This is a genomic window from Hydrogenophaga sp. 5NK40-0174, assembly GCF_040372165.1.
Lineage (GTDB): Bacteria > Pseudomonadota > Gammaproteobacteria > Burkholderiales > Burkholderiaceae_C > Hydrogenophaga.
The window spans coordinates 761,027-786,628 of the sequence record NZ_BAABWG010000001.1 but is presented as its reverse complement, the minus strand read 5'-3'; the positions used below and the strand labels follow the sequence as shown (position 1 = coordinate 786,628).

General features: G+C 61.3%; 23 protein-coding genes. 10 read left to right on the top strand and 13 right to left on the bottom strand.

The annotated features are described in order from the left end of the window. Positions 1–2: 2 nt before the first annotated feature. The 4 genes from pstB to pstS form a co-directional block, all read right to left on the bottom strand. Positions 3–818 (bottom strand): phosphate ABC transporter ATP-binding protein PstB, encoded by an 816-nt coding sequence (gene pstB / locus ABWV89_RS03635; RefSeq protein ID WP_353394305.1) that lies wholly within the window; start codon positions 816–818, stop codon positions 3–5. Then, entirely contained in the window at positions 818–1,675 is an 858-nt protein-coding gene (gene pstA, locus ABWV89_RS03630) for a phosphate ABC transporter permease PstA (RefSeq protein WP_353394303.1), read from the bottom strand. Before pstA ends, pstB begins: the two co-directional genes overlap by 1 nt. Before the next feature lie 22 nt (positions 1,676–1,697). Next, positions 1,698–2,705 (bottom strand): phosphate ABC transporter permease subunit PstC, encoded by a 1,008-nt coding sequence (gene pstC / locus ABWV89_RS03625; protein ID WP_502903122.1) that lies wholly within the window; start codon positions 2,703–2,705, stop codon positions 1,698–1,700. Between the two features lie 160 nt (positions 2,706–2,865). Next, a complete protein-coding gene (gene pstS, locus ABWV89_RS03620; protein WP_353394299.1) occupies positions 2,866–3,903 on the bottom strand; it encodes a phosphate ABC transporter substrate-binding protein PstS in 1,038 nt (345 codons plus the stop codon). Between the two features lie 232 nt (positions 3,904–4,135). Here pstS and ppx point away from each other — a divergent pair, with 232 nt between their 5' ends. The 3 genes from ppx to ABWV89_RS03605 all read left to right on the top strand — a co-directional run bounded on the left by ppx (position 4,136) and on the right by ABWV89_RS03605 (position 9,972). After that, entirely contained in the window at positions 4,136–5,620 is a 1,485-nt protein-coding gene (gene ppx, locus ABWV89_RS03615) for an exopolyphosphatase (protein ID WP_353394297.1), read from the top strand. Positions 5,621–5,769: 149 nt separating this feature from the next. Further along, on the top strand, positions 5,770–6,945 hold the full coding sequence (locus tag ABWV89_RS03610; RefSeq protein ID WP_353394295.1) for a response regulator: 1,176 nt from the start codon (positions 5,770–5,772) through the stop codon (positions 6,943–6,945). A gap of 39 nt (positions 6,946–6,984) precedes the next feature. Next, positions 6,985–9,972, top strand: a complete 2,988-nt coding sequence (locus ABWV89_RS03605) for an ATP-binding protein (RefSeq protein ID WP_353394292.1) — start codon at positions 6,985–6,987, stop codon at positions 9,970–9,972. Between the two features lie 46 nt (positions 9,973–10,018). On the opposite strand, the gene ABWV89_RS03600 is transcribed toward ABWV89_RS03605, so the two are convergent. Genes ABWV89_RS03600 through ABWV89_RS03580 form a run of 5 tightly spaced genes read right to left on the bottom strand, consistent with a single transcriptional unit; the run spans position 10,019 to position 15,557 of the window. Next, positions 10,019–10,501, bottom strand: coding sequence for a SixA phosphatase family protein (locus ABWV89_RS03600; RefSeq protein WP_353394290.1), 483 nt, complete (start codon positions 10,499–10,501; stop codon positions 10,019–10,021). Positions 10,502–10,521: 20 nt separating this feature from the next. After that, on the bottom strand, positions 10,522–12,618 hold the full coding sequence (ppk1, locus tag ABWV89_RS03595) for a polyphosphate kinase 1 (protein WP_353394287.1): 2,097 nt from the start codon (positions 12,616–12,618) through the stop codon (positions 10,522–10,524). Between the two features lie 27 nt (positions 12,619–12,645). Continuing rightward, positions 12,646–13,713, bottom strand: a complete 1,068-nt coding sequence (locus ABWV89_RS03590) for a glycosyltransferase family 4 protein (protein ID WP_353394285.1) — start codon at positions 13,711–13,713, stop codon at positions 12,646–12,648. A 3-nt stretch (positions 13,714–13,716) separates the two neighbouring features. Further along, on the bottom strand, positions 13,717–14,628 hold the full coding sequence (locus ABWV89_RS03585; protein ID WP_353394283.1) for a UDP-2,3-diacylglucosamine diphosphatase: 912 nt from the start codon (positions 14,626–14,628) through the stop codon (positions 13,717–13,719). Between the two features lie 2 nt (positions 14,629–14,630). Then, on the bottom strand, positions 14,631–15,557 hold the full coding sequence (locus ABWV89_RS03580) for a GNAT family N-acetyltransferase (RefSeq protein ID WP_502903145.1): 927 nt from the start codon (positions 15,555–15,557) through the stop codon (positions 14,631–14,633). A gap of 243 nt (positions 15,558–15,800) precedes the next feature. Between ABWV89_RS03580 and ABWV89_RS03575 the strand changes: the two genes are divergently transcribed. From ABWV89_RS03575 to ABWV89_RS03545, 7 genes are read left to right on the top strand one after another with little or no spacing between them, the layout of a single operon-like run. Continuing rightward, positions 15,801–16,148 carry an ArsR/SmtB family transcription factor gene (locus ABWV89_RS03575; protein ID WP_353394277.1) on the top strand — a complete coding sequence of 116 codons (348 nt, stop codon included), beginning with the start codon at positions 15,801–15,803 and terminating at the stop codon, positions 16,146–16,148. A 56-nt stretch (positions 16,149–16,204) separates the two neighbouring features. Beyond that, positions 16,205–16,708, top strand: a complete 504-nt coding sequence (locus tag ABWV89_RS03570) for an ArsI/CadI family heavy metal resistance metalloenzyme (protein ID WP_353394275.1) — start codon at positions 16,205–16,207, stop codon at positions 16,706–16,708. 36 nt (positions 16,709–16,744) lie between these two features. After that, positions 16,745–17,260, top strand: coding sequence for an arsenate reductase ArsC (locus ABWV89_RS03565; RefSeq protein WP_353394273.1), 516 nt, complete (start codon positions 16,745–16,747; stop codon positions 17,258–17,260). Positions 17,261–17,263: 3 nt separating this feature from the next. After that, entirely contained in the window at positions 17,264–18,289 is a 1,026-nt protein-coding gene (arsB, locus tag ABWV89_RS03560) for an ACR3 family arsenite efflux transporter (protein ID WP_353394270.1), read from the top strand. A gap of 47 nt (positions 18,290–18,336) precedes the next feature. Beyond that, a complete protein-coding gene (locus ABWV89_RS03555) occupies positions 18,337–18,951 on the top strand; it encodes a hypothetical protein (protein WP_353394269.1) in 615 nt (204 codons plus the stop codon). A 22-nt stretch (positions 18,952–18,973) separates the two neighbouring features. Then, the gene (locus ABWV89_RS03550) at positions 18,974–19,570 is read left to right on the top strand and encodes a DOMON-like domain-containing protein (RefSeq protein WP_353394267.1); all 597 of its coding nucleotides are present in this window, start codon (positions 18,974–18,976) and stop codon (positions 19,568–19,570) included. A 15-nt stretch (positions 19,571–19,585) separates the two neighbouring features. Next, positions 19,586–20,791, top strand: coding sequence for an exo-beta-N-acetylmuramidase NamZ family protein (locus ABWV89_RS03545; protein ID WP_353394265.1), 1,206 nt, complete (start codon positions 19,586–19,588; stop codon positions 20,789–20,791). A gap of 43 nt (positions 20,792–20,834) precedes the next feature. Here the strand turns inward: ABWV89_RS03545 and ABWV89_RS03540 are convergent, their stop codons facing one another. Genes ABWV89_RS03540 through ABWV89_RS03525 form a run of 4 tightly spaced genes read right to left on the bottom strand, consistent with a single transcriptional unit; the run spans position 20,835 to position 25,602 of the window. Beyond that, entirely contained in the window at positions 20,835–21,335 is a 501-nt protein-coding gene (locus ABWV89_RS03540) for a GNAT family N-acetyltransferase (protein WP_353394262.1), read from the bottom strand. Then, complete coding sequence (glmM, locus tag ABWV89_RS03535) at positions 21,332–22,672, bottom strand: phosphoglucosamine mutase (RefSeq protein WP_353394260.1); 1,341 nt, start codon at positions 22,670–22,672, stop codon at positions 21,332–21,334. The genes ABWV89_RS03540 and glmM overlap by 4 nt, the downstream gene beginning before the upstream one ends. 46 nt (positions 22,673–22,718) lie before the next feature. Beyond that, positions 22,719–25,082, bottom strand: a complete 2,364-nt coding sequence (locus ABWV89_RS03530; protein WP_353394258.1) for a hypothetical protein — start codon at positions 25,080–25,082, stop codon at positions 22,719–22,721. Then, positions 25,072–25,602 (bottom strand): hypothetical protein, encoded by a 531-nt coding sequence (locus ABWV89_RS03525; RefSeq protein WP_353394255.1) that lies wholly within the window; start codon positions 25,600–25,602, stop codon positions 25,072–25,074. The genes ABWV89_RS03530 and ABWV89_RS03525 overlap by 11 nt, the downstream gene beginning before the upstream one ends.

Sequence of the window (25,602 nt, the reverse complement as noted above, 5' to 3'; positions counted from 1 at the left end):
GATCAACCGAACCTTCCTGTGATGTAGTCTTCGGTAGCCGTCTTGGTGGGCTTGAAGAAGATCTGTTCCGTGGAGCCAAATTCGATCAGCTCCCCCAGGTACATGTAGGCCGTGAAATCGCTGCAGCGGGCGGCCTGCTGCATGTTGTGTGTCACGATGGCGATGGTGTAGTCCTGCTTGAGCTCATGCACCAGCTCTTCGATCTTGCCTGTCGATATCGGATCCAGAGCCGAGGTCGGCTCATCAAGCAGCAGCACCGATGGCTTGACGGCCACACTGCGCGCAATGCACAGGCGCTGCTGCTGACCACCCGAGAGTGAAAGACCGCTCTGATTGAGCTTGTCTTTGACTTCGCCCCAGAGTGCGGCTTTTGACAACGCCCATTCCACCCGGTCGTCCATCTCGCTCTTGCTCAGCTTCTCGTACAAACGGACGCCAAAGGCAATGTTGTCATAAATGGTCATCGGAAACGGCGTCGGTTTCTGGAACACCATGCCGATGCGGGCGCGCAGCAGGTTCAGATCCTGCTTGGCGTCAAGAATGTTCTCGCCATAGAAGCTGATCTGGCCTTCCGCCCGCTGCCCCGGGTAGAGCGAGTACATGCGGTTGAGCGTGCGCAGCAACGTGGACTTTCCGCAGCCGGACGGACCGATGAATGCGGTCACCTTGCGTTCTGCAATGTCCATGTTGATGTTCTTCAGACCCTGGAAGTCGCCGTAGAAGAAATTCAGGTTGCGCACTTCGATCGCATTGCGAAGCGGCGTTTCAGGCTGGTCCGCCCTCGCGGATTCAACAGTGGTTTCGGTATCGGCAAGCATCAGACTTTGACCTTTTCGCGGAAGAAGACTCGGGCAAGAATATTGAGGGCCAGCACGGTCAGGGTGATCAGCAGAGCACCGCCCCATGCCAGGCGAATCCAGTTGTCATACGGGCTCATGGCGAACTGGTAGATCACCACAGGCAGGTTGGCCATGGGCTGAGACATGTCGGTGCTGTAGAACTGGTTGTTCAGCGCCGTGAACAGCAAGGGTGCCGTCTCGCCGCTGATTCGTGCCACAGCCAGCAGCAAGCCGGTCATGACACCGCTCTTGGCGGCGCGCAATGTCACCATGGTGGAGACCTTCCAGCGCGGCGCACCCAGCGCAAAAGCGGCCTCGCGCAGGCTGCCAGGCACCAGGCGCAACATGTTCTCCGTGGTACGCACCACCACAGGCACGGCGATAAGCGAAAGCGCAAGGCTACCGGCATAACCCGAGAAGTTGCCGACCGTGGCCACTGCAATGGCGTAGACGAACAGGCCCAGCACGATGGATGGTGCGGACAACATGATGTCCGTCACGAAGCGTGTGGCACTGGCCAGCTTGCTCTGATCACCGTATTCGCACAGGTAGACGCCTGCGAGAATACCGATCGGCGTGCTGACCGCCACGGTCAGCGCAACCATGAGCAAACTACCGACAATCGCGTTGCGCAAGCCGCCACCTTCGGTGCCAGGCGCAGGCGTGTCCTGAACAAACATGTTCATGTCCACGGCCGCCAGGCCATTGGAAAACAGAACATACAGGATCCACAACAGCACCGAGAGGCCGAGCGCCATCGCTCCCATGGACAGTGTCAGGCCCACGGCGTTGGCGCGGCGGCGGCGTTTGTAAAGGGACTGGTCAATCTGGGTCATTTGAGTACCTTCTGCCCTTCCCTCATACACCCTTGGCCCGCTCGCCACGCTTGATCATCACCTTGGCCAAGGCCAGGACGACAAACGTGATCACGAACAGCAGGAAGCCGAGCGCAAACAATGTGGACAGGTGGAAATCGGCCGCTTCGCCAAACTCGTTGGCCAGCAGGGAGGCAATGGATGTGCCATTGGAGAAAAGAGACTTCGGCAAGCGCGTTGCATTGCCGATGACGAAGGTCACGGCCATGGTCTCGCCCAAGGCACGCCCCATGCCCAGCATGACGCCACCAATCACGCCCTTTTGCGTATAGGGCCACACGATCTTGCGCACCACTTCCCATGTGGTGCACCCGAGTCCGTAGGCCGATTCGCGCAGGATGGAAGGAACGATCTCGAAGACATCGCGCATCACGGCGGCGATGAATGGCAGGACCATGAACGCCAGGATGATGCCCGCTGTGAGAATGCCGACACCGGTCGGAGCACCACCGACCAGCGTGCCAACAATTGGAATGCCCCCCAGAAGCTCTTTGGCCGGGATCTGCACATAGTCGGCAAAAAGCGGCGCGAAAACGAAAAGGCCGAACATGCCGAAGATGATGGATGGCACTGCGGCGAGCAGCTCAATGGCTGTACCCAGCGGCCTGCGCAGCCAGGTCGGGCAGGTCTCCGTGAGGAACAGTGCGATGCCGAAGGCCAGAGGAACCGCCATCAACATGGCCAATGCCGCGCTGACCAGGGTACCGACGATGGCGATCGCCGCACCAAACTCCTCGTTGACCACATCCCATTCGACTCGCCACACAAACGGCAAGCCAAATTTCTGGAACGCGGGCCACGCATTGACAAAAAGGGAAACGAGAATGCCTGCCAGTGCAAAGAGCACCAGCAAGGAGAAACCTTGAGTCACGCGATGAAAAATCGCATCCTCGATACGTTGACGTCTTGCAATGGATTCCATGCCGGGATTATCAACCTCTTGAGGAGCAATGGTTGCAGCCGGCGAATTCATGGTGGTTCCAAGACTCATGGCGATGCCCACTTTCCAGTGGTCTGGTTCAGCTTGTGGGATTTCATCCCAAGCCGTTCAGACCTGTTTTTTGCAATAGCGCTAACAACGGAGCGGGTAGCAGGGCCAAACAAAGGGCCATCTGCTACCCGCATGCTATCAACTATCTAGCTAAGCGCCATCAGTTGCTGGCACCAATCGTGCTCCACACTTTGGTACGGATTTCGCCGACGAGGGAGTCTGGCAGTGGCACGTAGTCCAGATCGGTCGCCAGTTGCTTGCCGCTCTTGAACGCCCAGTCAAAGAACTTGAGCACTTCGTCAGACTGCGCCTTGCTCTCAGGCTTCTTGTACATCAGGATAAAAGAAGCGGTCGTGATCGGCCAGCTCTGCGCACCCTTGGCGTTGACCATGGAAGCGCCCATGCCAGGAGCAGAGTTCCAGTCCACGCCAGCGGCGGCGGCAGCAAAGGTCTTGTCGTCAGGGGAGACGAAGTTGCCGTCAGCGTTCTTGAGCATCAGGTAAGGAATGTTGTTCTTCTTGGCGTATGCGTACTCCACATAGCCCAGAGCACCCTTGAGGCGGCTGACGTTGGCGGACACGCCTTCGTTGCCCTTGCCACCCATGGAGCTGTCAGCAGGCCACTTGACCGACTTGTTCGTGCCCACGGAATCGGCCCACTCCTTGCTCACGGAAGAGAGGTAGTCGGTGAAGTTGTAGGTCGTGCCAGAGCCGTCGGCCCGGTGAACGATGGTCACAGCCGTCGCAGGCAGCTTCTTGCCTGGGTTCAGGGCAGCCAGCTTGGGGTCGTTCCACATGGTGATCTTGCCCAGGAACATGTCGGCCAGGGTGACGCCGTCGATGCGCAGCTCACCAGGCTTGAAGCCTTCGAGGTTGAACACAGGCACCGTGCCACCGATGATGGCGGGGAACTGGGCCAGACCGATTTCGTCCAGCTCTTTGCCGCCGAGAGGGGCATCGGAGGCACCGAAAGTCACGGTCTTGGCCTTGATTTGCTTGATGCCACCGGAAGAACCGATGGACTGGTAGTTCAGGCCCGTGCCGGTCTCTGCTTTGTAGGCCTCGGCCCACTTGGCGTAAACAGGGTATGGGAAGGTGGCGCCGGCGCCGGTGATGTCAGCGGCCAGGGCGGCGCCCATGGCCATCGTGCTCAGTGCGGCTGCAGCAACAGACTTGAGCATTTGGCGTTTCGTGATCATGGATGTCCTCTTGAAGTTTGGTGAAAAATCAATCACAAGATGGACTTTAAAAAGGCAATGTGACAGCCTTGTGACACAAAACAATTGTCATTTTTTCGTCATGCGACATCTGGGGCGCCAAGCCGTCTTCTTTCGGGCCCATACGGCCGAATGGGACGCAAATCAGTCACAATCCGGGTAATCCCTTCCATCGATACGGGGCGGCTGCGCTGCTCCCAGCACAGCTCACCCTATGCAAAACGGCACCCTTCTTGCCGCCATTGACCTCGGATCCAACAGTTTTCGCCTGGAGATCGGCCGCGTGCAGGTTGGTCATGTGGAACGGGTGGAATACCTCAAGGAGACGGTGCGGCAAGGCAGCGGGCTGGACGAAAACAAAGTCCTGAGCCAGGAGGCCATGCAGCGGGGCTGGGACTGCCTTGCCCGCTTCGCCGAGCGGCTTCATGGTTTCAAGAAAGCCCAGGTCCGTGCCGTGGCCACACAAACACTGCGCGAAGCCCGGAACCGCGAGGATTTTCTCAGTGAAGCTCAGGCTGTGCTGGGCTTTCCGATCGAGGTGATATCCGGGCAGGAGGAAGCTCGACTCATCTACCAGGGGGTGTCCCATCTGCTGCCGCAGTCTGAAGAACGCCGTCTGGTGGTCGATATCGGAGGCCGCTCCACCGAAATGATGCTGGGTCAGGGCTATGAAGCCCGTGCCATGGAAAGCTATCGGCTGGGCAGTGTGGCCTGGTCCGCGCGTTACTTTCCCAAGGGGCAATTCACGAACTCTGCCTTTCGCACCGCCGAAGTGGCGGCCAAAGCCGTGCTGGATGAAGCGCTGGACCGGTTTCCGCCCACTGAATGGGAAGTGGCCTATGGCTCTTCCGGCACAGTGGGAGCCGTTGCGGACGCGCTGGCATCCAACGGATGGGCAGCTGGCGTCATTACCCGTTCGGGCCTGGAATGGCTACAGGAAAAGCTGATCAAGGCCGGCAACGTTGACCGCCTGAAGCTCGAAGGCATCAAGCCGGAGCGAAAAGCTGTCATCGCGGGCGGCCTGAGCGTGCTGCAGGCCATATTCGACCTCTTCGGGATCGATCAGATGCTGCCGGCGCAGGGTGCCCTGCGGCAGGGAGCCCTGTACGACCTGATTGAGCGGGACACCGAGGGCGGCGATGTCCGCGAGCGAACCGTGCAATGGCTCGCTCAGCGATTTTCCATTGATGCTGCACAGGCGGACCGGGTCTCCAAGGTGGCGAAAGCCCTGTTCGTGCAAATTGCCCAGGACGACGCCGGAGACGGCCGCTATTCGCGCAAGTTGGAGTGGGCATCCCGCCTGCACGAAATCGGGACCCACATTTCACACGAGCGCTCGTATCACCACGGTGCCTACATTCTGGACAATGTCGATGCCCCCGGCTTCTCCATGCCCGAACTGCACCGCATGAGTCAGCTGGTCCTCGGCCAAAGAGGAAAGCTCAAAAAAGTCGGCCCCGTCCTTCGCGAGGAGCTGTTTGCCAAACAGCTCGCCTGCCTCAGGCTGGCCGTCATCCTGTGCCATGCGCGCCAGATGCCTGAATACGAAGCCGTGACCCTGGGCTTCGACGGCGGCAAATTCAGGCTGGGCACCTTGTCCGGCTGGGCCAAACGCTATCCGCAATCGGCCTGGCTGCTCAGCGAAGAAGCCAACGCCTGGCGAAAAACCGACTGGCAATACAGCGCAGATATCCGCTGAATCACCACACCAGGCGGTAATCGGTCACATCTTGACCCCGCTTACCCCACGATTGGGCATGGATTGGGCGCAATCAGGTAGCACAAAAAGTACACCTCCGTATCATGTAGTAACCGCCTACCTCTGGTTTGCTCCGCCCTGCCCGCTTCATGTCACACCTTCTGATCGTCGATGACGACCCCGGAACGCTCAAGCTGCTGACAGTGGTGCTGCGGCACCAGGGCTATGGCGTCGACACGGCAGAGACAGCCGAACAGGCCTGGGACAAGTTCAACAGCCAGCCACCGGATCTCGTCATATCGGACATTCATCTGCCCAGTGCCAGTGGCCTGGACTTGCTGGCCCGCATTCGGGGCGACATGCGCCACACACTCTGCCCCGTGATTCTCCTGACCTCCCTGAATGACCGGCAGCACATGCGCTCAGGCATGCAATTGGGCGCCGATGATTACATCACCAAACCGTTTCGTGGACCCGAGATCGTCGAAGCGGTGCGCGCCCAGCTCAACCGCCAGAATGTGCGCAATGCTGCGCAGGAGCTCAAGAGCCGCGCCAGCATGGAACGTGCCTTGCAGGAGCAGGCACAGACGCTCGGCGAGAACTACGAGCTGCAGCTGGCACATACGCTCAGCGAGCAATGGGCCAGTGCCACAAAGGACGCTGAAACGGAGCGTCTGGACCACGCCTGTGTGGCCTCGTTCGGACTGGTTGACCACGAGGCATACGTCGAGCACATGCCACCCGACCAGATGGCGCGTTGGCTCAAGCGGTTCCACGAAGCTTGCGGCGATGCGGCCTCACTCTTCGGGGCGCTCAATGTGCATTTTCTCAATGAAGGAGCCGTGGCTGTCTTCGCGACGGATGAGGACGACCCTGCGCTCAACGCGAGTAGCGAAACCGCCTCGTCAGGCCACGCAGTGGGGACTGCCACCATCAAGGGTGAACTCAGAGCCTTGAAAGCGGCATACGCCCTCAGTCGCTCGATGGCAGGCATCCGCGACTTCGTCAAACGCGAATGGCCAGAGCTGGATCTCCCTCCACCTGCCTTGGCCGTCGGGCTGCATTCCGGCGCCGTGGGCCTGTCCAGACTGCACGGGCTTTCCGGGGGCGCGGTGATCACGGTGCCTGTCGGGCACACGGTCAACCAGGCGACGCTTCTGCAGAAGCTGTCGCTGCGCCACCGTGGGACAATCACCATGACGGCCGATACGCTGCGCCAGGTCACTGGCGCCACCAAAGTCGTCAAACGGGAGCTGGTGACAATCGCAGGGCAGGCCAAAAAGCTGGATGTGTGTTGGGTCACAGCCCCTGCACAACCCTCCTGACGCCTCCAGTTGCCGGCCTGACCTCGCTCTTTCCTCTCCGTGCCATTGAATACAGCCCCCTCAGAGACAGCTCAGGCGCACAACATCGCCGCCAAGGCCAAGCGCCGTTTGCCGTTGGGTCCGTCCCTGGTCGCCCTGCTGCTCATCGCTGCACTGCTGCCTGCTGTTGCCGTGACCTGGACGCTGTCCAACAGCAGTGCCGAGGCCATTCAGACCCTCGCGGAAAACACCATGCGCCAAGCCGTCAGACGGATGGATCTGGGCGCTCTGAACCACCTTCGCCAGGCACAGACAGTGCTCAATGCGCTGGCTGACCCACAGGTCTCGCCCCACCAGGCGTCTGCCCGTGGCACGCACTGGCTGAATGACGACGAGGGCTTTGAACGGCTTGCCTTCTCATTGACCGAACAGGCCCGGCATGTGCCCTATGTGTACTTTGGCAAGCCGGATGGCACTTTCATCGGTGTCGAGCGAGAAGAAGCCGGTCATGTGGTCCGGATCATTCGGCCTGGCCAGGGCAACAGGCAGCATTTTCTCGCCAGAACGCCAGGAGACCGCACGAAACCACTGCTGACTGAAGGGGGTGTCTACGACCCACGGGAACGCCCCTGGTATCAACTCGCACTATCGCGGGGTAACCGCGTCTTCACGGACGTATACAGGTCCGCCGTCAAACAACAGTTCGACCTCACACTGGCACAACCCATCTTCGACACTCGCAGCGGAAGGCTGCTGGGTGTCGTCGCCACTGACCTCAGCCTCGACCTGGTCAACCAGCTCGTGCGCAGCACCCCCATCAGCGACAACGCCGTGAGTTACCTGGTGGACAGCCAGGGGCTCATCGTGGCGTCATCAGTGGATGAAGCACTGACCATCGAGCAGGAAGGAAAGAGAAGCCGTCTGTCGCCCGACCAAAGCCGCAACGCGCTCGTCCAGACATCCTGGGCCCAGTTGCGGTCGATCGCTCCGGCGCAAGCAGGTGGCATGCAAGTGCTCAATGCACAGGAAGGCAGCTGGCTGACCGATCTGGCCCTCAATGACCGGCGCCTGCTCGCCATGAGCCAGCCCTTTGGCCAGGAATATGGGCTCAACTGGCGACTCGTCGTGGTGGCTCCGGAGCTTGACTTCACCGCTCAGGTTCTCAATGCACGAAGGTGGTCGTTCACCGTGCTGGCATCTCTTCTTGTCATCAGCGGCCTGATCGCCTATCTGGTTGCCAACGGCCTTTCCCGGCAGTTCAGGAACCTGAGCCAGGCGGCCAGCAGGCTGGGATCAGGTGAAGTGCCAGACATCCTGGAGCGCACGCCCTTCGAAGAAGTCCACGACCTGTCAGGCGTGATGCACGCCAGTGCGGTTCAGCTTCAGCAGACCGCGCAGGAAGTTCAGGAGAAGAATGAGGCCTTGCGCCGGGCAGCCAAGACACTCGAAGCCCGTGTCCAGGCTCGAACAGCTGAGCTCACAGCGTCCCGCGCGGACGCACTGGCTGCGGCCGAGGCCAAAGCGGGTTTCCTCGCCGTGATGAGCCACGAAATCCGCAACCCGCTCAACGGCGTGCTTGGCATGTCCGAGCTACTGGGGCAGTCAAAGCTCGATGCGACACAGACCGAAATGCTGGACGTGGTGCGCACCTCTGGCGTTCAGTTGCTTGCCGTTGTAAACGATATCCTTGATTTCTCGAGAATCGAAGCCGGAAAGCTGGAGCTGGACCTCCATCCGTTTGCCTTGGCTCCCTGCATACAGGACGTCATGCGCATGGTCGAGCTGCAGGCAGCCGAAAAGCAATTGCCCCTGACGGTTGATATCGACGAGCGCTTGCCCGGATTTGTCATGGGTGACGCCATACGCATCAAACAAATCCTTCTGAACCTGCTGAACAACGCCGTCAAGTTCACGTCCAGCGGAGGCGTCACGCTGACGGTGCAGGCCACGTCACCAGCCGATGGCCAGAGCGGGCCGCAGGTGCATTTCGAGGTGTCCGACACGGGCATGGGCATCAGTGCAGAGAGCATGTCCCGCCTGTTTCATCCGTTCGCACAGGGTGATTCATCTACCACGCGCATGTTTGGTGGCTCCGGTCTCGGCCTGGCCATTTGCCACCACCTCGTCGCCATGATGGGCGGCCAGTTGCAAGTCAGAAGCACGCCGGGCCAAGGAAGCCATTTCTGGTTCGACATCGACCTGCCTGCTGCCAGGGCACCTGTGAGGCTGGCCCCGTCTGCCTCGAACGCCGATCATGACAGCACAACACGCGATCTGCGAGTCCTGATTGTTGATGATGACGAGACCAATTGCCGTGTGGCAGGCGCCATGATTGAGCAACTGGGGCACGCCCATGCGTCAGTCTCCAGAGCGAGCGAGGCCATCTCACTCCTGGCCATGGCTCAAACCGGTGAGACCATGCAGCCGTACACCCATGTGCTCATCGACCGGCACATGCCCAAGCTCGATGGCCTGGAAGCCGCCAGGCGCATGCGGTCGGTGCTGGGCGATCAGGTTCCGGTGATCATCGGGATGTCGGCCTCGTCTCTTGGTGAAGATCAGAACAAGTGCCTTGAAGCAGGCATGTCCGCCTACCTGAGCAAGCCGCTTTCCCTCAATGTGCTGGCCAACGCACTGAGCGGCAAATGGCAGAAATCTGCCATGCCAGCCAGCAATGGGAACCTCCCCTCTTCCCTTCTGCCCTGGATCGACACAAGCCGCCTTGATGACTTTGCGGCTTTCGACGACGAGAACGGGACCCTGCGCCGAGAGGTGCTGACCGATTTTCTTCGTGTCCAGGAAGCCCATTTGCTCCATATTGGCCAAGCCCTGACTGCGCCCGATGCCTCACCGGCCCAGCTCTCCAAGGCGATCCACGCACTCATTGGCGCCGCAGAAAACGTTGGTGCCAAACGCCTCGGCCAGCGGTGTTCGGAGCTGGAGATGCAGGCTGCAGCGGGCAAATTCCTTCATGCGGACCTGCTGGCTTTGACGACCATGGTGGAGCACACCCGGGACGCCATCCTTCAAACGCTCAAGCAGGCTTGAGGCCGAGCAAGGAAATATGCCGGGCTTGTGGCTGTCACTCAGCCGATCAAAGCATGTCCGGTGCCATCACGCAACGCACCACCACGGTCGACTCATCATCCCGCTCGCGATAGCGCAGCCACCACACAGCGCCCTTGCGCACCGAGCACTCCCCGGGTGCCATGTCCAGCAGGCGCGCCACCACCTGACCCAGGGATGGCTGATGCCCCACCAGCAAAACGGGCAGCCTGGACTCAGGCCAGCGACAGGCGTCCAGCAATGCATCTGCTGAAGCCCCCGGGCGGATCTGATCGTCGAGCCTGTACTTGCGCCCCAATGCAGCCACCGTCTGCTCGGCCCGGCGCGCAGGGCTCGAAATGATGCGGGTACCCTGTGGCAGCAAGCCGTCCAGCCAGCGTGCCATTCGCGCGGCTTGTTTCTCGCCTTTGGGCGTCAGGCGCCGTGCCATGTCTGCGTGGTCGCCCTGATCGCCAGCAGCACCCATCGGGTGGTCCTGAGCTTCCGCATGGCGCCAGAGAATCAGGTCCATTGGAATCAGCTCAGTTGAGTTCAGCTCAGCGAGCTGCCATACCGTGCCATCAATGTGTCCTGGGCAGAGATCTTCGCCTTGGACCTGGAGCGCCCTCTTGCGCCGCGTCCTCCCGGGCGCTCAGTGGCCCGCACGTAGCGACCATCCGGCTGGAGCAGCCAGGAATCCCGGTCGTCCTGCAGGTACAGCGTCAGGCATTCGTCGATGATTCGCTGCCTCAGGTCGGCGTCCGTCACCGGCCACGCCAGTTCGACCCGGCGAAGCATGTTCCGGTTCATCCAGTCGGCGCTGGACAGCCAGAGCTCCTGTTTGCCATCCACTTCAAAGAAGAACACGCGCGAGTGCTCAAGCAAGCGCCCGATGACCGATCGCACCCTGACGTTCTCGGTCACGCCTGGCACACCGGCAGGCAGGATACAGGCACCACGCACAATCGCATCCACCTGCACCCCTTGCTGGGATGCCAGGGCCAGCGAGCGAGCCAAAGGCACATCGGTCAGCGAGTTCATCTTCAGCACAATGCGCACCGGTTTTCCGGCCGCTGCCGCTGCCCCCGCCTTCTCGACCTTGTCCAGCATCAGTTTGTGCAGGTGAAACGGCGCGATGACCGACTTGCCCAGCTTCGTCAGTCGGTTCTGGCTGGCCAGGTGCAGGAACACGTTGTCGACGTCGGCTGTCAGCGCGTCATCGGCTGTCAGATAGCCCAGGTCTGTATACAGCCGGGCCGTACCCGCGTTGTAGTTGCCTGTGGACATATGGGCATAGCGCTTGAGGCGCCCTCGTTCGCGCCGAGTGATCAGCATCATCTTCGCGTGCGTCTTGAGCCCCACCACGCCATACACCACCTGTGCACCGACCGATTCCAGACGTTCGGCGTAGCTGATGTTGGCTTCCTCATCGAACCGCGCCTTGAGTTCCACCACGGCCGTCACTTCCTTGCCGCGACGCACCGCCTCGCGCAGCAACTCCATCATTTGCGACTTGGCACCGGTACGGTAAATGGTCTGCTTGATGGCAAGCACGTTGGGGTCTTCAACCGCCTCCCTCAGAAAGGCCAGAACGGCATCGAAGCTCTCATACGGGTGGTGCAGCAACACATCTCCCTGTTGCAAACGCTCGAAGAACGATTGCCCTGGCACCAGATCCGCAGGCCAGCCAGCCTCATAAGGTTCAAACCGCAGTGCAGCGGCCCCGGCATTGTCGATCAGCTGGTTCAGCCGTACCAGATTCACGGGCCCGCTGACGCGGTAGAGCGCTTCCGGCGGCAAAGCAAACTGGCGCAGCAGAAAATCTGAGAGGTACTCCGAGCAGCCTGCAGAGACCTCCAGGCGCAGCGCTTCGCCATAGTGACGGCTTTGCAAGCCTTTGCGCAAAGCCGTACGAAGGTTCTTCACCTCTTCCTCGTCCACAGCCAGGTCGGAATGACGTGTCACCCGGAACTGCGAAAACTCGGTGACCTGGCGGCCAGGAAAAAGGTCCGACAGGTGCGAGCGGATCAGGCTCGAGATCGAAACAAAGTGAATCTGCCTGGACCCCCGCACCACGGGCAGCTTGTAAAAGCGGGGCAGAATGCGCGGAATCTTGACAATGGCGACCTCATTCTCCCGGCCGAACGCGTCCTTGCCGGTGAGCCGCACGATGAAGTTCAGGCTTTTGTTGGCCACCTGGGGAAACGGGTGCGCGGGGTCCAGGCCCACCGGCATGAGCAGGGGCTGGATTTCGCGCTGAAAAGTCTCCTTGACCCATTTGCGCTGCCGGGCATTGCGCTCGCCGTGGCTGATGAGCTTGATGCCCTTCTTCTCCAGCGCAGGCAATACCTGCTCGTTGTAGATAACGTATTGCTCAGCCACCATGCGGTGCACCTGCTCGCTCAGCGACTGATAGCTTTGTGCGGTGTACTGCCCATGGGTCTCGTTGGTCTTGCGGGCGGCCAGCTGCGGCGCCATGCGCACCTCGAAAAACTCGTCAAGATTGGACGACACAATGGCCAGGTAGCGCAGGCGCTCGAGCAAGGGGACATCATCTCTGCGGGCCCAGTCCATGACCCGCTCATTGAAGGCCAGAATGCTGTGATCGCGATCAAGAAATGGAATGCGGTTGGTTGGGTTCTGGCTCATTGGCCCATTCTATTCAACAGTCGCGTTTCAGTGCTGGGCCCTACCTGTCATCCGTGTACTGAACACCGCTGATCGGTGCTGCGGGCCGGCCGGAACCAGAGACGCCAGAAACAGGTGAGTGGCTGCTCGCCAGCTGAACTTCTCCGCCCGCTGCCTGGCACGGACCCGGGAACACTTGAGTGCCGCCGCCCAGGCTTCATGCAAGTCGGTGCTCAGCGCTCCGGCCTGGCTCTCACCAATGACTTCCGTAGGTCCTTCCACCGGCAGCGCGGCCACGGGCGTCCCAGCCGACATGGACTCCACCATCACCAGCCCGAAAGTTTCGTTGGGGCTAGGGAAGACCAGCACGTCGGCGCTCGCATAGACCTTGGCCAGCTCATGGCGTGGCAGTACGCCCAGCCAATGTGCCGCAGGGAAACTGTCCTGCAGACGACGCCTCAGCGGCCCCTCCCCACACACGACCTTGCTGCCCGGGATATCCATCTCGAGAAACGCCTGCACATCCTTCTCGTACGACACCCTGCCCACATACAGGCTCACAGGCCTGGCCAGCCGCCCGAGCCTCGCATACTCCGTGGGTGTCTCATGAAAGCTGAACAGATCCGTATCGACGCCATGGGTCCAGTCCACCAGCCTCTCGAAGCGGCGTTCACGCAAGAACTTGCTCATGCCACGGGTCGGCACCATGACTGCCGAACTGGCAGCGTGAAAGCGACGCAGCAAGGCATAGCCCCAGCTCGCCGGAATGCCAGTCGCCGCCTCGACCACCTCTGGAAACCGCGTGTGAAACGCGGTGGTAAAGGCCAGCCCTCGGCGCTTGCATTCACGCCGCGCCGCCCAGCCCAGGGGACCTTCGGTGGCAATGTGAATGGCATCTGCCTTGAGAGATCGCAGTCGCCTGTACATTTGCCTGCCGGGCAATACCGCCAGGTCGATCCCGGCGTAGCCCGGGCAAGGCATGGTGCGGAATCCACTGGGCTCGATCACGGTCACTTCGTGGCCGAGTGAGCGAACATGCCTGACCAGCTCGACCAGGGTGGTAACAACGCCGTTGACTTGCGGCATCCAGGCATCCGTGACCAGAACAATGCGCATGCTTCAAGCCCCTCCTGCCGCCACACTGACGGGAACATCTGTGCCAACACCCGCAGGCAGCTGGCTCTCTTGCGCCCAGTGAATCAGGCGCATCTCGCCCGAATGCGTCTCAGCAGCGGCGGAAAGACTCTCCACCCAGTCGCCGTCATTCACATACAGGACGCCGTTGATATCGCGCATTTCTGGCCGGTGAATGTGCCCGCAGACCACCCCGTCGTAGCCTCTGTTCTGCGCCTCTTTGGCCACCGCGACTTCGAAGTCGGAAACATAGTTCACCGCCTTCTTGACCTTGTGCTTGAGGTACTGCGAGAGCGACCAGTAGGGCAGCCCCATGCGCGCACGCGCAGAGTTGAAATGCCGGTTGAGGCGCAGCGCAAGCCCATACAGGTGATCCCCCAGATGAGCCAGCCAGGGCGCACATTGCACAACGCCGTCAAACTGATCGCCGTGCACCACCCACAGGCGACGACCATTGGCCGTCACATGGGTCGCTTCATTGCGCACCTCGATGCCCCCAAAATGATGGCCGTCGAACTGGCGCGCAAACTCGTCGTGATTGCCCGGCACGAACACTACCTTTGTTCCCTTGCGGGCCAGCCTCAGCAGCTTTTGCAGCACATCGTTGTGTGCCTGCGGCCAGAACCACTTTCTGCGAAGCTGCCAGCCGTCGACAATGTCGCCCACCAGGTAGATGGTCTGGGCAGGGTTGTACTTGATAAAGTCCAGCAGGGCCCCCGCCTGGCAACCGGGCGTACCGAGATGAAGGTCAGATATGAAAACGGCCCGATAGCGCCAACGCTCATCAGGCCGTGGATTGGCAGCAGTGCCACCGGGGACAAAAGGGCCCGGCGGCGGCTCAGCGCCCCCTGCCGTCCCCATGCGCCAGGTTTGCACGGTTTGCGCTGGCGTCATCATGGTCACAGTCCCAGAAAGTGCTTGCGGTAACGTGCAGGCAGATCTGCCAGACGCATCATCATCGGCAGGTCCGCCGTATTGAAGTCCGGGTCCCAGGCAGGCGCTCCCAGCACCTTCGCGCCCAGCCGGAGGTAACCTTTGACCAGCGCAGGTGGCTCCACATCCAGTGTGTCATCGAGCTGATCCACTGGCAGCGGCAAGCGCGGCAACACGTGGTACTCGACGGAGGCCAGGTGCTTCTCTCGCACCTGACGCCAGATGCTCGCTGCGGCATGTCCACCATCGATACGCCCATGTGGGCCCTCATGGTGCATGGGTACGCTGGCGCAGCCGACCATGATGTCCAGCTGATTGCGGTGCATGAACTCCGCCAGTGCCCCCCACAGTGCCATGACCACACCGCCATGTCGGTGGTCCTTGTGCACACAACTCCTGCCCAGCTCAACCATGCGGTCGCGAAGGAAGCGCAGCCGCGTCAAGTCAAACTCGGTGTCTGAATAAGTACTGCCGGCGCGTCGGGCCTGGACGGGCGTCAGCACCCTGTAGGTGCCAATGACTTCGCGCGTCTGTGTATCGCGCACCAGAAGATGCTCGCAGTAGTCGTCGAACAGGTCCACATCGTGCCCGGGCAGCTCACGGGAGAGGATCGCGCCCATTTCGCCCGCAAACACCTGGTGGCGCAAACGCTGCGCTTCGCGCACCTCGTCCTGATGCTTGGCCCAGCGCACTTCAATGCCTGCCACAGAGCCGTCGCGCGGGCGTGTCTTGACCGCAGGTGCAGGGAGGACCGCTGGAGCGCCACTGACTGTTTTGGATTCTGATGAAGCCGGCTTCTTGTTGCCGGCCGCCAGCGCTGTGATCCGCTTGATCACGCTCACTGCCTGCGCCTGTGGTGACAGGTCAAAGGTGGGCGTTGGCAGCTCGCGAATGCTGGGGCTGTCCTGAATGGCCTGAGAAATCAGTTTCGATGGATGTGTGTCTTGTGTCTTCATGAGACTGCAGTTTTCACCGTTGCAGTGTCAACCACATGGCAATTTGATGAATTTTGCGTGACAGGGACTGGCGCAAACACCTCGTCATTGAGCAGCTCAGTACACGCTGTTGCCTTTCAAACATCGGTCTGATATATTTCAATCATTCAAGAATCATTGAAATAAATACCCCTGCTTGCCATGCCTAGAACGATCAAAGCCGCAGCCCTGGAAGACCAAGCCATCGCCAGCCTGGCGGCACTGGCTCAGCGTCAGCGCCTGCGCGCCTTCCGCGCACTGGTCGTCGCCGGGCCACAAGGCATGACCGCAGGTGAAATCGCGGCTGCGCTCGACCTCAGCCCCAGCGCCCTGTCCTTTCATCTCAAGGAGCTCGCTCATGCCCAGCTCGTGGATGTCGAGCCTCAAGGCCGCAACATGCTGTATCGCGCCCGTTTCGACACCATGAACGGGCTGCTCGACTACCTCACAGAGCACTGCTGTGCCGGTCAGGCTTGCATGCCGCCGCGCGCAGCCAAACGCGGTTGCTGACCTTTCAAGAAGACCCGCCACCTCTGCTACACCATTCACATCGAACAGGACTCCCCATGAACCGCCTCCACGTCCATCTCAACGTCAAAGACCTCGACGCCAATGTCCGCTTCTACAGTGCGCTTTTTGGCGCTGAACCTGTGCGCATCGAACAGGACTACGCCAAATGGCTGCTCGACGATCCGGCCGTCAACTTTGCCATCTCCACTCGGGCAGGAACCGAAGGTCTTGACCACCTGGGCTTTCAGGTCGACGCCCCCGAGCAACTCTCCGAACTCAAGCAACGCGCACAAAAGGCCGACCTGGCCATGCTGGACGAAGGCGAAACCACCTGCTGCTATGCACGCAGCGACAAACACTGGATTCAGGATCCTCAGGGGCTTCCTTGGGAGCACTTCCTCACCCTGGACCAGATCCCCACGTTCAACGACCGGGAGGTGGCCGGCGACGCAGCCGCTCAACCAGCTTGCTGTGCCTCCGCTCCTGCACCATCACCGGCAGCGGCCGGTTGCTGCGCCAAGCCTGCCACGCCCTCCAGCGCCAAGTCTTCCTGCTGCTGAACCATTCCCCAAGCCTTCCTTCCTACGCCTTCCACCATGAGCCACGCCCCTCTGAACGTGCTGTTCTTGTGCACGCACAACTCTGCCCGGAGCATCCTCTCGGAAGCCGTGCTGAACCACCTCTCTCAGCGTCAGGCCAGCGGTCGCTTCAAGGCCTACTCGGCCGGCAGCAGCCCACGTGAAAACCAGCAGCCCAATCCGCTGGCCATCGAGGCGCTGAATGCAGCGGGCATCGAAACCAACTACCTCACCAGCAAGAGCTGGGACGCCTTTGCTGGCGAGAATGCACCGCACATGGACTTGATCATCACCGTATGCGACAACGCCGCCAATGAGGTCTGCCCGGTTTGGCCCGGACACCCGGCCACAGCGCACTGGGGCTATGCCGACCCTTCCCTCGTTCAGGGCAGTCACGAGCAGCGACTGGACGCATTCAGGAAAACACTGCAAATGATCGGTCAGCGGCTGGAGCTGCTTGTGCAGTTGCCCGAGCATGCCCTCGAGGCAGAGGCTCTGGCCCAATCCGCACGTGAACTGGCCGGAAAGGGTTGAACCATGGGACTGTTTGAACGCTATCTCACCGTCTGGGTCGGGCTGGGCATTCTGGCCGGGGTTGGCCTTGGCCTGATCATGCCCGGCACTTTCGCCACCATCGCATCGCTCGAGCTGGCTCACGTCAACCTGGTGGTGGCCGTGCTCATCTGGATCATGATTTACCCCATGATGATCCAGATCGACTTCGCTGCAGTGAAAGACGTTGGCAAGCGCCCCCATGGTTTGCTGCTCACCGTTGTCATCAACTGGCTCATCAAGCCCTTTACCATGGCCGGGCTCGGCGTCCTGTTTTTCCAGTACGTTTTTGCCGGTTGGGTCAGCCCGGAAACGGCCAGCGAGTACATCGCCGGCATGATCCTGCTGGGTGTGGCCCCGTGCACCGCCATGGTGTTTGTCTGGAGTCAGCTCACCAAGGGTGACCCCAACTACACTCTGGTCCAGGTCTCGGTCAACGACATCATCATGGTCTTTGCCTTCGCCCCGATTGCTGCATTTCTGCTGGGCGTGACCGACCTCACTGTTCCGTGGGAAACCCTGTTGCTCTCCACTTTGCTGTACGTCGTGCTCCCACTGGTCGCAGGTATCGCCACCCGGCAGAAGCTCAAGTCCAGCCGAGGCGACGAAGGGGTGAACCAATTTGTGGGCAGACTCAAGCCCTGGTCAGTTGTCGGGCTGATCGCCACTGTGGTGCTTCTGTTCGGCTTCCAGGCCGAGACCATTGTGGCCCAGCCCCAGGACATCGGTCTCATAGCGATACCACTGCTCATACAGACTTACGGCATTTTTGCCATCGGATACATTGCTGCACGCTGGATGCACCTGCCGCACCAGATAGCCGCTCCCGCATGCCTGATCGGCACTTCAAACTTCTTCGAGCTCGCAGTGGCTGTGGCGATCTCGCTGTTTGGCTTGCATTCAGGTGCTGCACTGGCCACCGTGGTGGGCGTGCTGGTCGAGGTTCCCGTCATGTTGTCGCTCGTGAGCTTTGTCAATCGCACCCGCCACTGGTTTCCCGCATCCACCTGACGCTTGGCCAATAAGGACCGCAGGGCTCGCCGCGCCATAATGTGCACATGAGCCCACGATTCTTCAAGCATTCAAGCCTCCAGCTGCTGGCAAGCCTTACCGTGCTTGCCGGCTGTACAAGCGTCTCGCTCGATCCGCCGGCACCCGTCGAGGACCGTTCCGTCCAGCGCCCCGGGCGCGCCAACTCCCCGGCCCCGGTGATCAGCCGCGACTATCCGTCGGCTTCCACCAGCCAGACCGCACCAGTTGCACAAAGCCGCCTCGAAGAGCGATCGCTGGACGCGCCAGCCAGTGCACCCGCTGCTGCCCCCGTCTACAACGCCCCTCTCAACCGCGAGAAGACCTACCCCTACTCCACCGATGGGAGTTTTCAGGGTGAGATGGTCGGTCGCCCGGCAGAAGGGACCGCCTTCTCCAAGATCAGGATCGGACACGAGTTCCAGTTCGTGCAGACCCTCATTGGCGCTCCTCAGCGGGTCTACACGCAGGAGACCGGCAAAGCCTGGATCCCGTTCTACTACGGCAATGACGCCAGCCGCATTATTGCGCTGTATCCGGGCGAGGGTTGCCTGACTTTCACGGGCGGCAACAAGCTCGGCTGGGGCGCCAACGAGCTCATCCGGATCGAAGTCGACCCGTCCGGCAGCTGCTACCAGCCCTGATGTTGTCCGCGCTGACCCGGACATGATGGATTCACACCATGCCGCCAGCTGGCCTGAGGTGCCGCTGGCCCTGCAAGCGCACCCGGTCACGTCTGCCCCATGGTCCGGCGGACTCAGCGTCCACATTGCCCTGGTCGAGACGCCAGAAGGCCCCCATCTTCAGCTGGAGTACCTTCTGCAGGGGCCCATCGCCCGCTTGAAATGGCCAGAGCCCAACCCGCAGGCAGAATTCACGGACGGCCTCTGGCAACACACTTGCATGGAGGCTTTCGTGGGTGCGGCAGGCAGCGAAGCCTATCGGGAGTTCAACTTCTCCCCGTCTGGCGATTGGGCCATCTATGACTTCTCTCGCTGCCGTGAACGCACGACTTCGGCCTTGCCCGCGCTGGCGCCCGCCATAGCCTGCACGCCACGCGAGAGCACCTTGTTGCTGACCGCACGGGTGCCATTCGCAGATGTGCCCTCAGGTCCGTCACTGCAATGGAACCTCAGCGCCGTGCTCGAGGACCATGATGGACAATTGAGCTATTGGGCCCTGGCCCATCCGGCAGACAAGCCCGACTTCCACCATCCCCAGGCACGTGCGCTGACGACACCGTCCATTGCACCCTGCCCCTGAACCTTCGCCACCGACATGAAATTCGGCATCGAACGCCTGCTCGAAGACGCCTCGCTCCGCGCGCCCCTGAAAGGTCGCCGCGTGGCACTGCTCGCCCACCCCGCTTCCGTCACCCGTTCATTGACGCACAGCCTGGACGCTCTGGCCACGTTGCAAGACATCAACCTCACGGCTGCTTTCGGCCCCCAGCATGGTCTGCGCGGCGACAAGCAGGACAACATGGTGGAGTCGCCCGATGACACCGATCCGCGTCTGGGTATTCCCGTTTTCAGCCTGTACGGAGAGGTGCGTCGCCCCACCGATGCCATGCTGGACAGCTTCGATGTCCTGCTGGTGGATCTGCAAGACCTCGGCTGCCGCATCTACACTTTCATCACCACATTGCGCTATGTGCTCGAGGCGGCTTCACGGCTGGGCAAGTCGGTCTGGGTGCTCGATCGGCCCAACCCCGCCGGCCGTCCGGTGGAAGGCCTCACGCTGCGCGAAGGCTGGGAGAGTTTCGTCGGCGCAGGCCCCATGCCCATGCGCCACGGCATGACCATGGGCGAGCTCGGTCACTGGTTCATTGCCCACCTGGGCCTGAACGTCGACTACCGCGTCATCGCCATGGAAGGCTGGGCGCCAGATGATGCGCCCGGCTTCGGCTGGCCATCGGGCGAACGCAGCTGGATCAACCCCAGCCCCAACGCGCCCAACCTGTCCATGGCACGCGCCTACGCCGGTACCGTCATGCTTGAAGGCACCACGCTGTCTGAAGGGCGCGGCACGACGCGCCCGCTGGAGCTTTTCGGCGCCCCGGACATCGACACCCGACGCTTGCTGGCCGACATGCGCTCATTGGCCCCACAGTGGCTCGAAGGCTGCGTGCTGCGCGAATGCTGGTTCGAGCCCACATTCCACAAACACGTCGGACAGTTGTGTTCGGGCCTGCAGATTCATGTGGAAGACCCTTTGCACTACGACCACGGTGCGTTCAGACCCTGGCGGTTGCAGGCGCTGGCCTTCCGGGCCATCCGCCTTCAGTTACCAGATTACCCGCTCTGGCGCGACTTCCCCTACGAATACGAGCACGATCGGCTCGCCATCGATCTCATCAACGGCAGCCCTTTGCTCAGGGAATGGGTGGACGACGTTCAGGCAGGGCCCGAGCAGCTGGATGCCATCACGGCGCCAGATGAACAGGCCTGGGAAGAAACCCGCCGGCCGCATCTGCTGTACTGACCGATGCCTGTGCGGGAACACGGGCACCGTTAAGCGGCCTGCCTCAGCGCAACCACTTCTGCATGAACTCGGCCACACCCTTGGCCGGGTCCAGCGCATAGCCGGCAAAACCCACCCGCTCATACAGCCGCTTGGCAGGTGTGTTCAGTGACAGCACTTCCAGCGTGAGCTTGCAGGCGCCACGCTCGCGCGCCATTTGCTCTACCGCCTCCAGCATGCGCTCGGCAATCCGTTTGCCCCGCCAACCGGGCACCACCACCACGTCGTGCACGTTCACCAAAGGCGCACAGGCAAACGTGGAAAAACCTTCGAAGCAATTGATCAAGCCGACCGGATCGTCTCCGGCAAATGCCATCACACTGAATGCTTCGGGGCGCACAGCCAGTGCACCGGCCAGCTTCGTTTTGACCTCGTCACTCAACCCTTCGCCTCCACCCGCCGGGTCACGGGCATAGGCGTCGAGCAAAGCGACCAGCGCCAGCGCATCCCCGGCGTCGCGGTAGTTCACTGCCCGGACCGAGATGTCGGCTACTGGCCCGCTCATGCCTGTTCACCTGTCAAGGCATCGGCCATGGACTGCGCGCAACGGTGTGCCAGATTGGCATCGCGCGCTTCAACCATTACCCGCACCACCGGCTCGGTACCGCTGGCGCGAATCAACACACGACCATCGTCTCCCAGGGCCTTCTCCGCCTCGGCGCGTGCAGCCTTGAGTGCCGCGCTGGCCTGCCAGTCCTGGCCAGGCTTGAGCCGCACGTTGATCAATGTCTGTGGAAACAGGTCCACGCCGTCGAGCAACTGCTTCATCGGCTTGCCACTGCCTACACAGGCTTGCAACACCTGCAAAGCCGAGACCAATCCGTCGCCGGTGGTGTGTCGGTCCAGCACCAGCAAGTGCCCCGATCCCTCCCCGCCCAGCGTCCACCCATGGTGCTCCAGCGCTTCCAGCACGTAGCGGTCGCCCACCTTGGCCCGGACAAAACGGACGGCCAGATGACCGAAGGCGATCTCGATCGCCATGTTCGTCATCAGGGTCCCCACCACACCCGGGACCACATGGCCATGGCTGAGCCGGTCTTTGGCTATGAGGTAGAGAAGCTCGTCGCCGTTGTAGAGGCGACCATCCGCGTCCACCATCTGGAGCCGGTCAGCGTCACCATCAAGCGCGACCCCGTAATCAGCCTTGTTCGCTTTCACGGCTTCGACCAACGCCTCGGGATGCGTGGCTCCCACGCCCTCGTTGATGTTCAGTCCGTCGGGGGAGCATCCGATTCGGATCACCTCCGCCCCCAGCTCGTGAAAAACATCCGGGGCAATGTGATAGGCCGCGCCATGCGCGCTGTCCACCACCAGCTTCATCCCCTTTAGCGTGAACGGCGAAGGGCAGGTGCTCTTGCAGAATTCGATGTATCGGCCGGCTGCATCATCAAGCCGCCGCGTCTTGCCCAGATGAGCAGAATCCGCCCAGACAGGGTCCTGGGCCAGCGCCTCTTCCACCGCCAGCTCCCAGTCGTCGGGCAACTTCGTGCCCTGTGCACTGAAGAATTTGATCCCGTTGTCCATGAACGGGTTGTGGCTGGCACTGATCACCACGCCCAGACTTGCCCGCTGCGCACGGGTCAGATAGGCCACAGCCGGTGTGGGCACCGGACCGAGCAACACCACATCCACACCGGCAGAGTTGAAGCCCGATTCCAGCGCAGACTCCAGCATGTAGCCGGAAATACGCGTGTCCTTTCCGATCAACACCCTGGGACGCTCTTCCGTGCGGCGCAGCACCCGACCCACCGCGTGGGCCAGCTTGAGAACGAAGTCAGGGGTGATGGGCGCCTGGCCCACCGTACCGCGGATGCCGTCGGTACCGAAGAATTGTCGGGTCATGCGCCTATTGTAGGCGTCAGCCCTCCTCAGCCTTCGTCAACTCCCGTCAGCCCACCGCTCGATCGCTCTCCGCCTCGGCCTGCCATGCAGCAGTTCTTTGCTGCTCTTCCGCGGCGGCTTGCGCCTCCCGGTCAGCGTCGCGAGCATCTGCCTGCGCCAGCGCTTCTGCTGACTCTGCCATGCCCTGATTGGCCGCCTGAGTCGCAGGCACGGAAGCCACCTTGGGCTGTGGTCCATCTGTTTGGGCGAAGCGTATCTCGCCACCGTCGACCTTGAAGGCATTCAGACACGTCATCTCGTTGGCCCTGGCTAAAGCAGCCACCCGGTAGCTGGTGGCACTCAGGCCACGGTCCCACTCAAGACCCCCTCGGCAGGCCGTCGCCGCCACTGCATCACGAGAGTCGGCCAGCACCTGTCGTGTTTCGGGCCGGCTGGCATCCAGGCTGGTATGGGGCGCTACCCCACGCTCGGTCCGAGGCGGAGTCAACCCCCTGCGCTGCATCTCCGCTTCCACCGCAGAGACATGCCCGCTGTCGCGCCAACGCTCTGTTTTCAAGCGTTCCAGTGTGGCTTCGTGATGGTGCTCGCTGATCATGCTGCCGACCAACGGGATCTTGGAGGGCTCAGGCCCCCGCACGCTCAGCAAATCAATCTCTCGAGTGCCCTCTGCCACCTCTGAGCTGAAGCGTCGCCATGCCGCTTGCAAGGCAGCGTCGGAATATTCGCCGTACCTGGCTTCTGGCACATAGGGCAAGCCTCGTGCCTCCACTTCTTCGTGGACGGCGTCGCTGTAACCTGCGCGAACAGCGTCAGCAGGTTTCAAACCCGCTTCCAGTCGCGTCTCGTACGCATCGACCACGTCATCCTTGTCCAGGTCAGGAAACCGCGTCGACATGGCCTGCCATTGCGATTCAATCAGACCACGCCCCTCGTAATACGCGTTGTTCTTGTCGACCTCAGCCTTGAACTCGGCCCCAACTGCCGCCAATTCAGCCTGAATTTCTGCCCGCTCCGAAGCATCTGTCGATTCGGCCAGATCTTCTTTCAGCGACTCAAGTCGCCCCAGCAAGCGGCCTTCGCGTGAAATGTGGTCGTAGCTGAGCGCCCCCAACTCCCGCCCCACCGCACGGGTCCATTGCTGCAAGCGCGAATCTTCATAGGCCTTTTCAGCACCATAGGCTGCCGCACCTCCCCCCAGGACAGCACCAGCAACCGTGCCCGGCCCAGGCGCCAATGCCGACCCGCCCAATCCACCCACGGCACCACCAGCCACAGCCGCCGTACCCGAGACACCACTGCGTACTGCCAGGTCTGCTCCAGACTCATAAGCCCTGACGTGCAAATCCCGGGTCGAAGTGGCACTGTCGATCGCATCCTTGAACTCGCCATAGCCCTGGTACAGGCCATACGCCGTGCCCGCGTAGCCCAGACCTTTGAGCACAGCGGGGCTAGGGAGTCTCAAGCGGCTCGGCGCATCGTCGGCACCTGCCGCAGCCGCTCGCGCTGCCTCGCGAGAGAGCAGTTCATCCACCTCCAGCTTCAGGCGACTCTGCCCCTGCTCGATGCGCGCCAACTGATCCGCCGACTCGTACGGGTGTGGTCCCTTGGCCATGTCAAACGCGACATCATTGGCCGCCACCCGGGGTGGCTCGGTGTAGGGCGTACCCTCAAACAGCTGCCCGGGGTCCACGCGATAGCGATCGGCACCTTTGACGTGGTCACCCGCATCTGCCCATCGCATCTCCGACATCAGTCCGCGCGAGGAGGCCTGCACAGCCTTGTTCACTTCGCTGAGCTTGGCTGAGACATCACCGGGGGTCGACGCATAGATGCGCTGATAGGCCTCCAGCGGAACACCATTGATGTGCGTCACGTTGGGGTTCTTCAGCAGTGCAGGCAACTCCACACTGGCAAACACCTTGTGATCTTCCGCCAGTGAAGTCAGGGTGCGCACATCGCCTGTGGCTCCCTCGGCCAGACGCCGGCTGGCCCGGTCCCAGATGCTCTCGACCTTGCTGCCGTCGGGACGGACACCCGCGTTAAGTTCCGCGAACAACTCCGGATGCCCAGAACCGATGGTTCCTTTCAGCGCGGACGTGAATCGATCGTCATTCTGCAGAAGCCCGATATCCGTATTGCCAATGGTGACAACACGGCCATGAGAATCCGTGCCAATGCTCTCAGCCAACTGCCAGTTGCCTTGAACATTTCCTGCATTGCCGCTGTACAACAGCGTGACAGCATCAGCCGCTTGGTCCGGAACTCGCGTGGAGAGCCCATCCAGCCGATCGAACAAGTCTGCCTTGAAGGCTTCGAAACCGCCTGGATAGCGATCAACACCGCCGTCCCGCCGAACTTGGTTCAGCCAGTCAATGACGGCGGTCTGTTGATCATTCAGTTCACGCGCCATGCTTCGCTCTCCAGTACTCGGTATCTAACCGAGCGTCTTTCAATTCAAGCCGAACACCTTTGACCCAGGGAAGGTTTGGCCCATCGTCCCTGACATAGTGGGCCTCTTCAATCATCGCAATGATCTCGTCCTTGCGTGGGTACAAGGTAGGCGGCAAATACAGGTACACATTGGTCAGGAGCTCAATTCTGTTTTGGCTGCCCGTTCTCTCGTCAGCGCCCTCCAGCATCTCGACGCCTGTCTGATGAACAATGCCAACCGACTGCCCCTCCATCAGAAACGTGGTCCAGTGCGTCACCTCGGTGTTCGCTTCGCCAGCAGCGCGCGCATCGGTCTCTCCTCCGGCCAATGCCACCTGACGTTGTTTGTCGATGGTCCATGGCCCCAAGGGCCACCGGTTCAAATGCAACGGGGAATAGAGCGGCGCCTTCTCAAAGTCCCAGTTGTCTTTCACCCCAGGTGGAACGTCTTCCACCACAAAATTGGACGGGGCTTTGGCTTGGTCAACGAGGTAGGTCAT

Excerpts from the sequence above, each read along its gene's own strand:
- pstB (WP_353394305.1), bottom strand. The coding sequence starts at position 818 with ATGCTTGCCGATACCGAAACCACTGTTGAATCCGCGAGGGCGGACCAG.
- pstA (WP_353394303.1), bottom strand. The coding sequence starts at position 1,675 with ATGACCCAGATTGACCAGTCCCTTTACAAACGCCGCCGCCGCGCCAAC.
- pstC (WP_502903122.1), bottom strand. The coding sequence starts at position 2,705 with ATGAGTCTTGGAACCACCATGAATTCGCCGGCTGCAACCATTGCTCCT.
- pstS (WP_353394299.1), bottom strand. The coding sequence starts at position 3,903 with ATGATCACGAAACGCCAAATGCTCAAGTCTGTTGCTGCAGCCGCACTG.
- ppx (WP_353394297.1), top strand. The coding sequence starts at position 4,136 with ATGCAAAACGGCACCCTTCTTGCCGCCATTGACCTCGGATCCAACAGT.
- ABWV89_RS03610 (WP_353394295.1), top strand. The coding sequence starts at position 5,770 with ATGTCACACCTTCTGATCGTCGATGACGACCCCGGAACGCTCAAGCTG.
- ABWV89_RS03600 (WP_353394290.1), bottom strand. The coding sequence starts at position 10,501 with ATGGACCTGATTCTCTGGCGCCATGCGGAAGCTCAGGACCACCCGATG.
- ppk1 (WP_353394287.1), bottom strand. The coding sequence starts at position 12,618 with ATGAGCCAGAACCCAACCAACCGCATTCCATTTCTTGATCGCGATCAC.
- ABWV89_RS03590 (WP_353394285.1), bottom strand. The coding sequence starts at position 13,713 with ATGCGCATTGTTCTGGTCACGGATGCCTGGATGCCGCAAGTCAACGGC.
- ABWV89_RS03585 (WP_353394283.1), bottom strand. The coding sequence starts at position 14,628 with ATGATGACGCCAGCGCAAACCGTGCAAACCTGGCGCATGGGGACGGCA.
- ABWV89_RS03575 (WP_353394277.1), top strand. The coding sequence starts at position 15,801 with ATGCCTAGAACGATCAAAGCCGCAGCCCTGGAAGACCAAGCCATCGCC.
- ABWV89_RS03570 (WP_353394275.1), top strand. The coding sequence starts at position 16,205 with ATGAACCGCCTCCACGTCCATCTCAACGTCAAAGACCTCGACGCCAAT.
- ABWV89_RS03565 (WP_353394273.1), top strand. The coding sequence starts at position 16,745 with ATGAGCCACGCCCCTCTGAACGTGCTGTTCTTGTGCACGCACAACTCT.
- arsB (WP_353394270.1), top strand. The coding sequence starts at position 17,264 with ATGGGACTGTTTGAACGCTATCTCACCGTCTGGGTCGGGCTGGGCATT.
- ABWV89_RS03555 (WP_353394269.1), top strand. The coding sequence starts at position 18,337 with ATGAGCCCACGATTCTTCAAGCATTCAAGCCTCCAGCTGCTGGCAAGC.
- ABWV89_RS03550 (WP_353394267.1), top strand. The coding sequence starts at position 18,974 with ATGATGGATTCACACCATGCCGCCAGCTGGCCTGAGGTGCCGCTGGCC.
- ABWV89_RS03545 (WP_353394265.1), top strand. The coding sequence starts at position 19,586 with ATGAAATTCGGCATCGAACGCCTGCTCGAAGACGCCTCGCTCCGCGCG.
- ABWV89_RS03540 (WP_353394262.1), bottom strand. The coding sequence starts at position 21,335 with ATGAGCGGGCCAGTAGCCGACATCTCGGTCCGGGCAGTGAACTACCGC.
- glmM (WP_353394260.1), bottom strand. The coding sequence starts at position 22,672 with ATGACCCGACAATTCTTCGGTACCGACGGCATCCGCGGTACGGTGGGC.
- ABWV89_RS03530 (WP_353394258.1), bottom strand. The coding sequence starts at position 25,082 with ATGGCGCGTGAACTGAATGATCAACAGACCGCCGTCATTGACTGGCTG.
- ABWV89_RS03525 (WP_353394255.1), bottom strand. The coding sequence starts at position 25,602 with ATGACCTACCTCGTTGACCAAGCCAAAGCCCCGTCCAATTTTGTGGTG.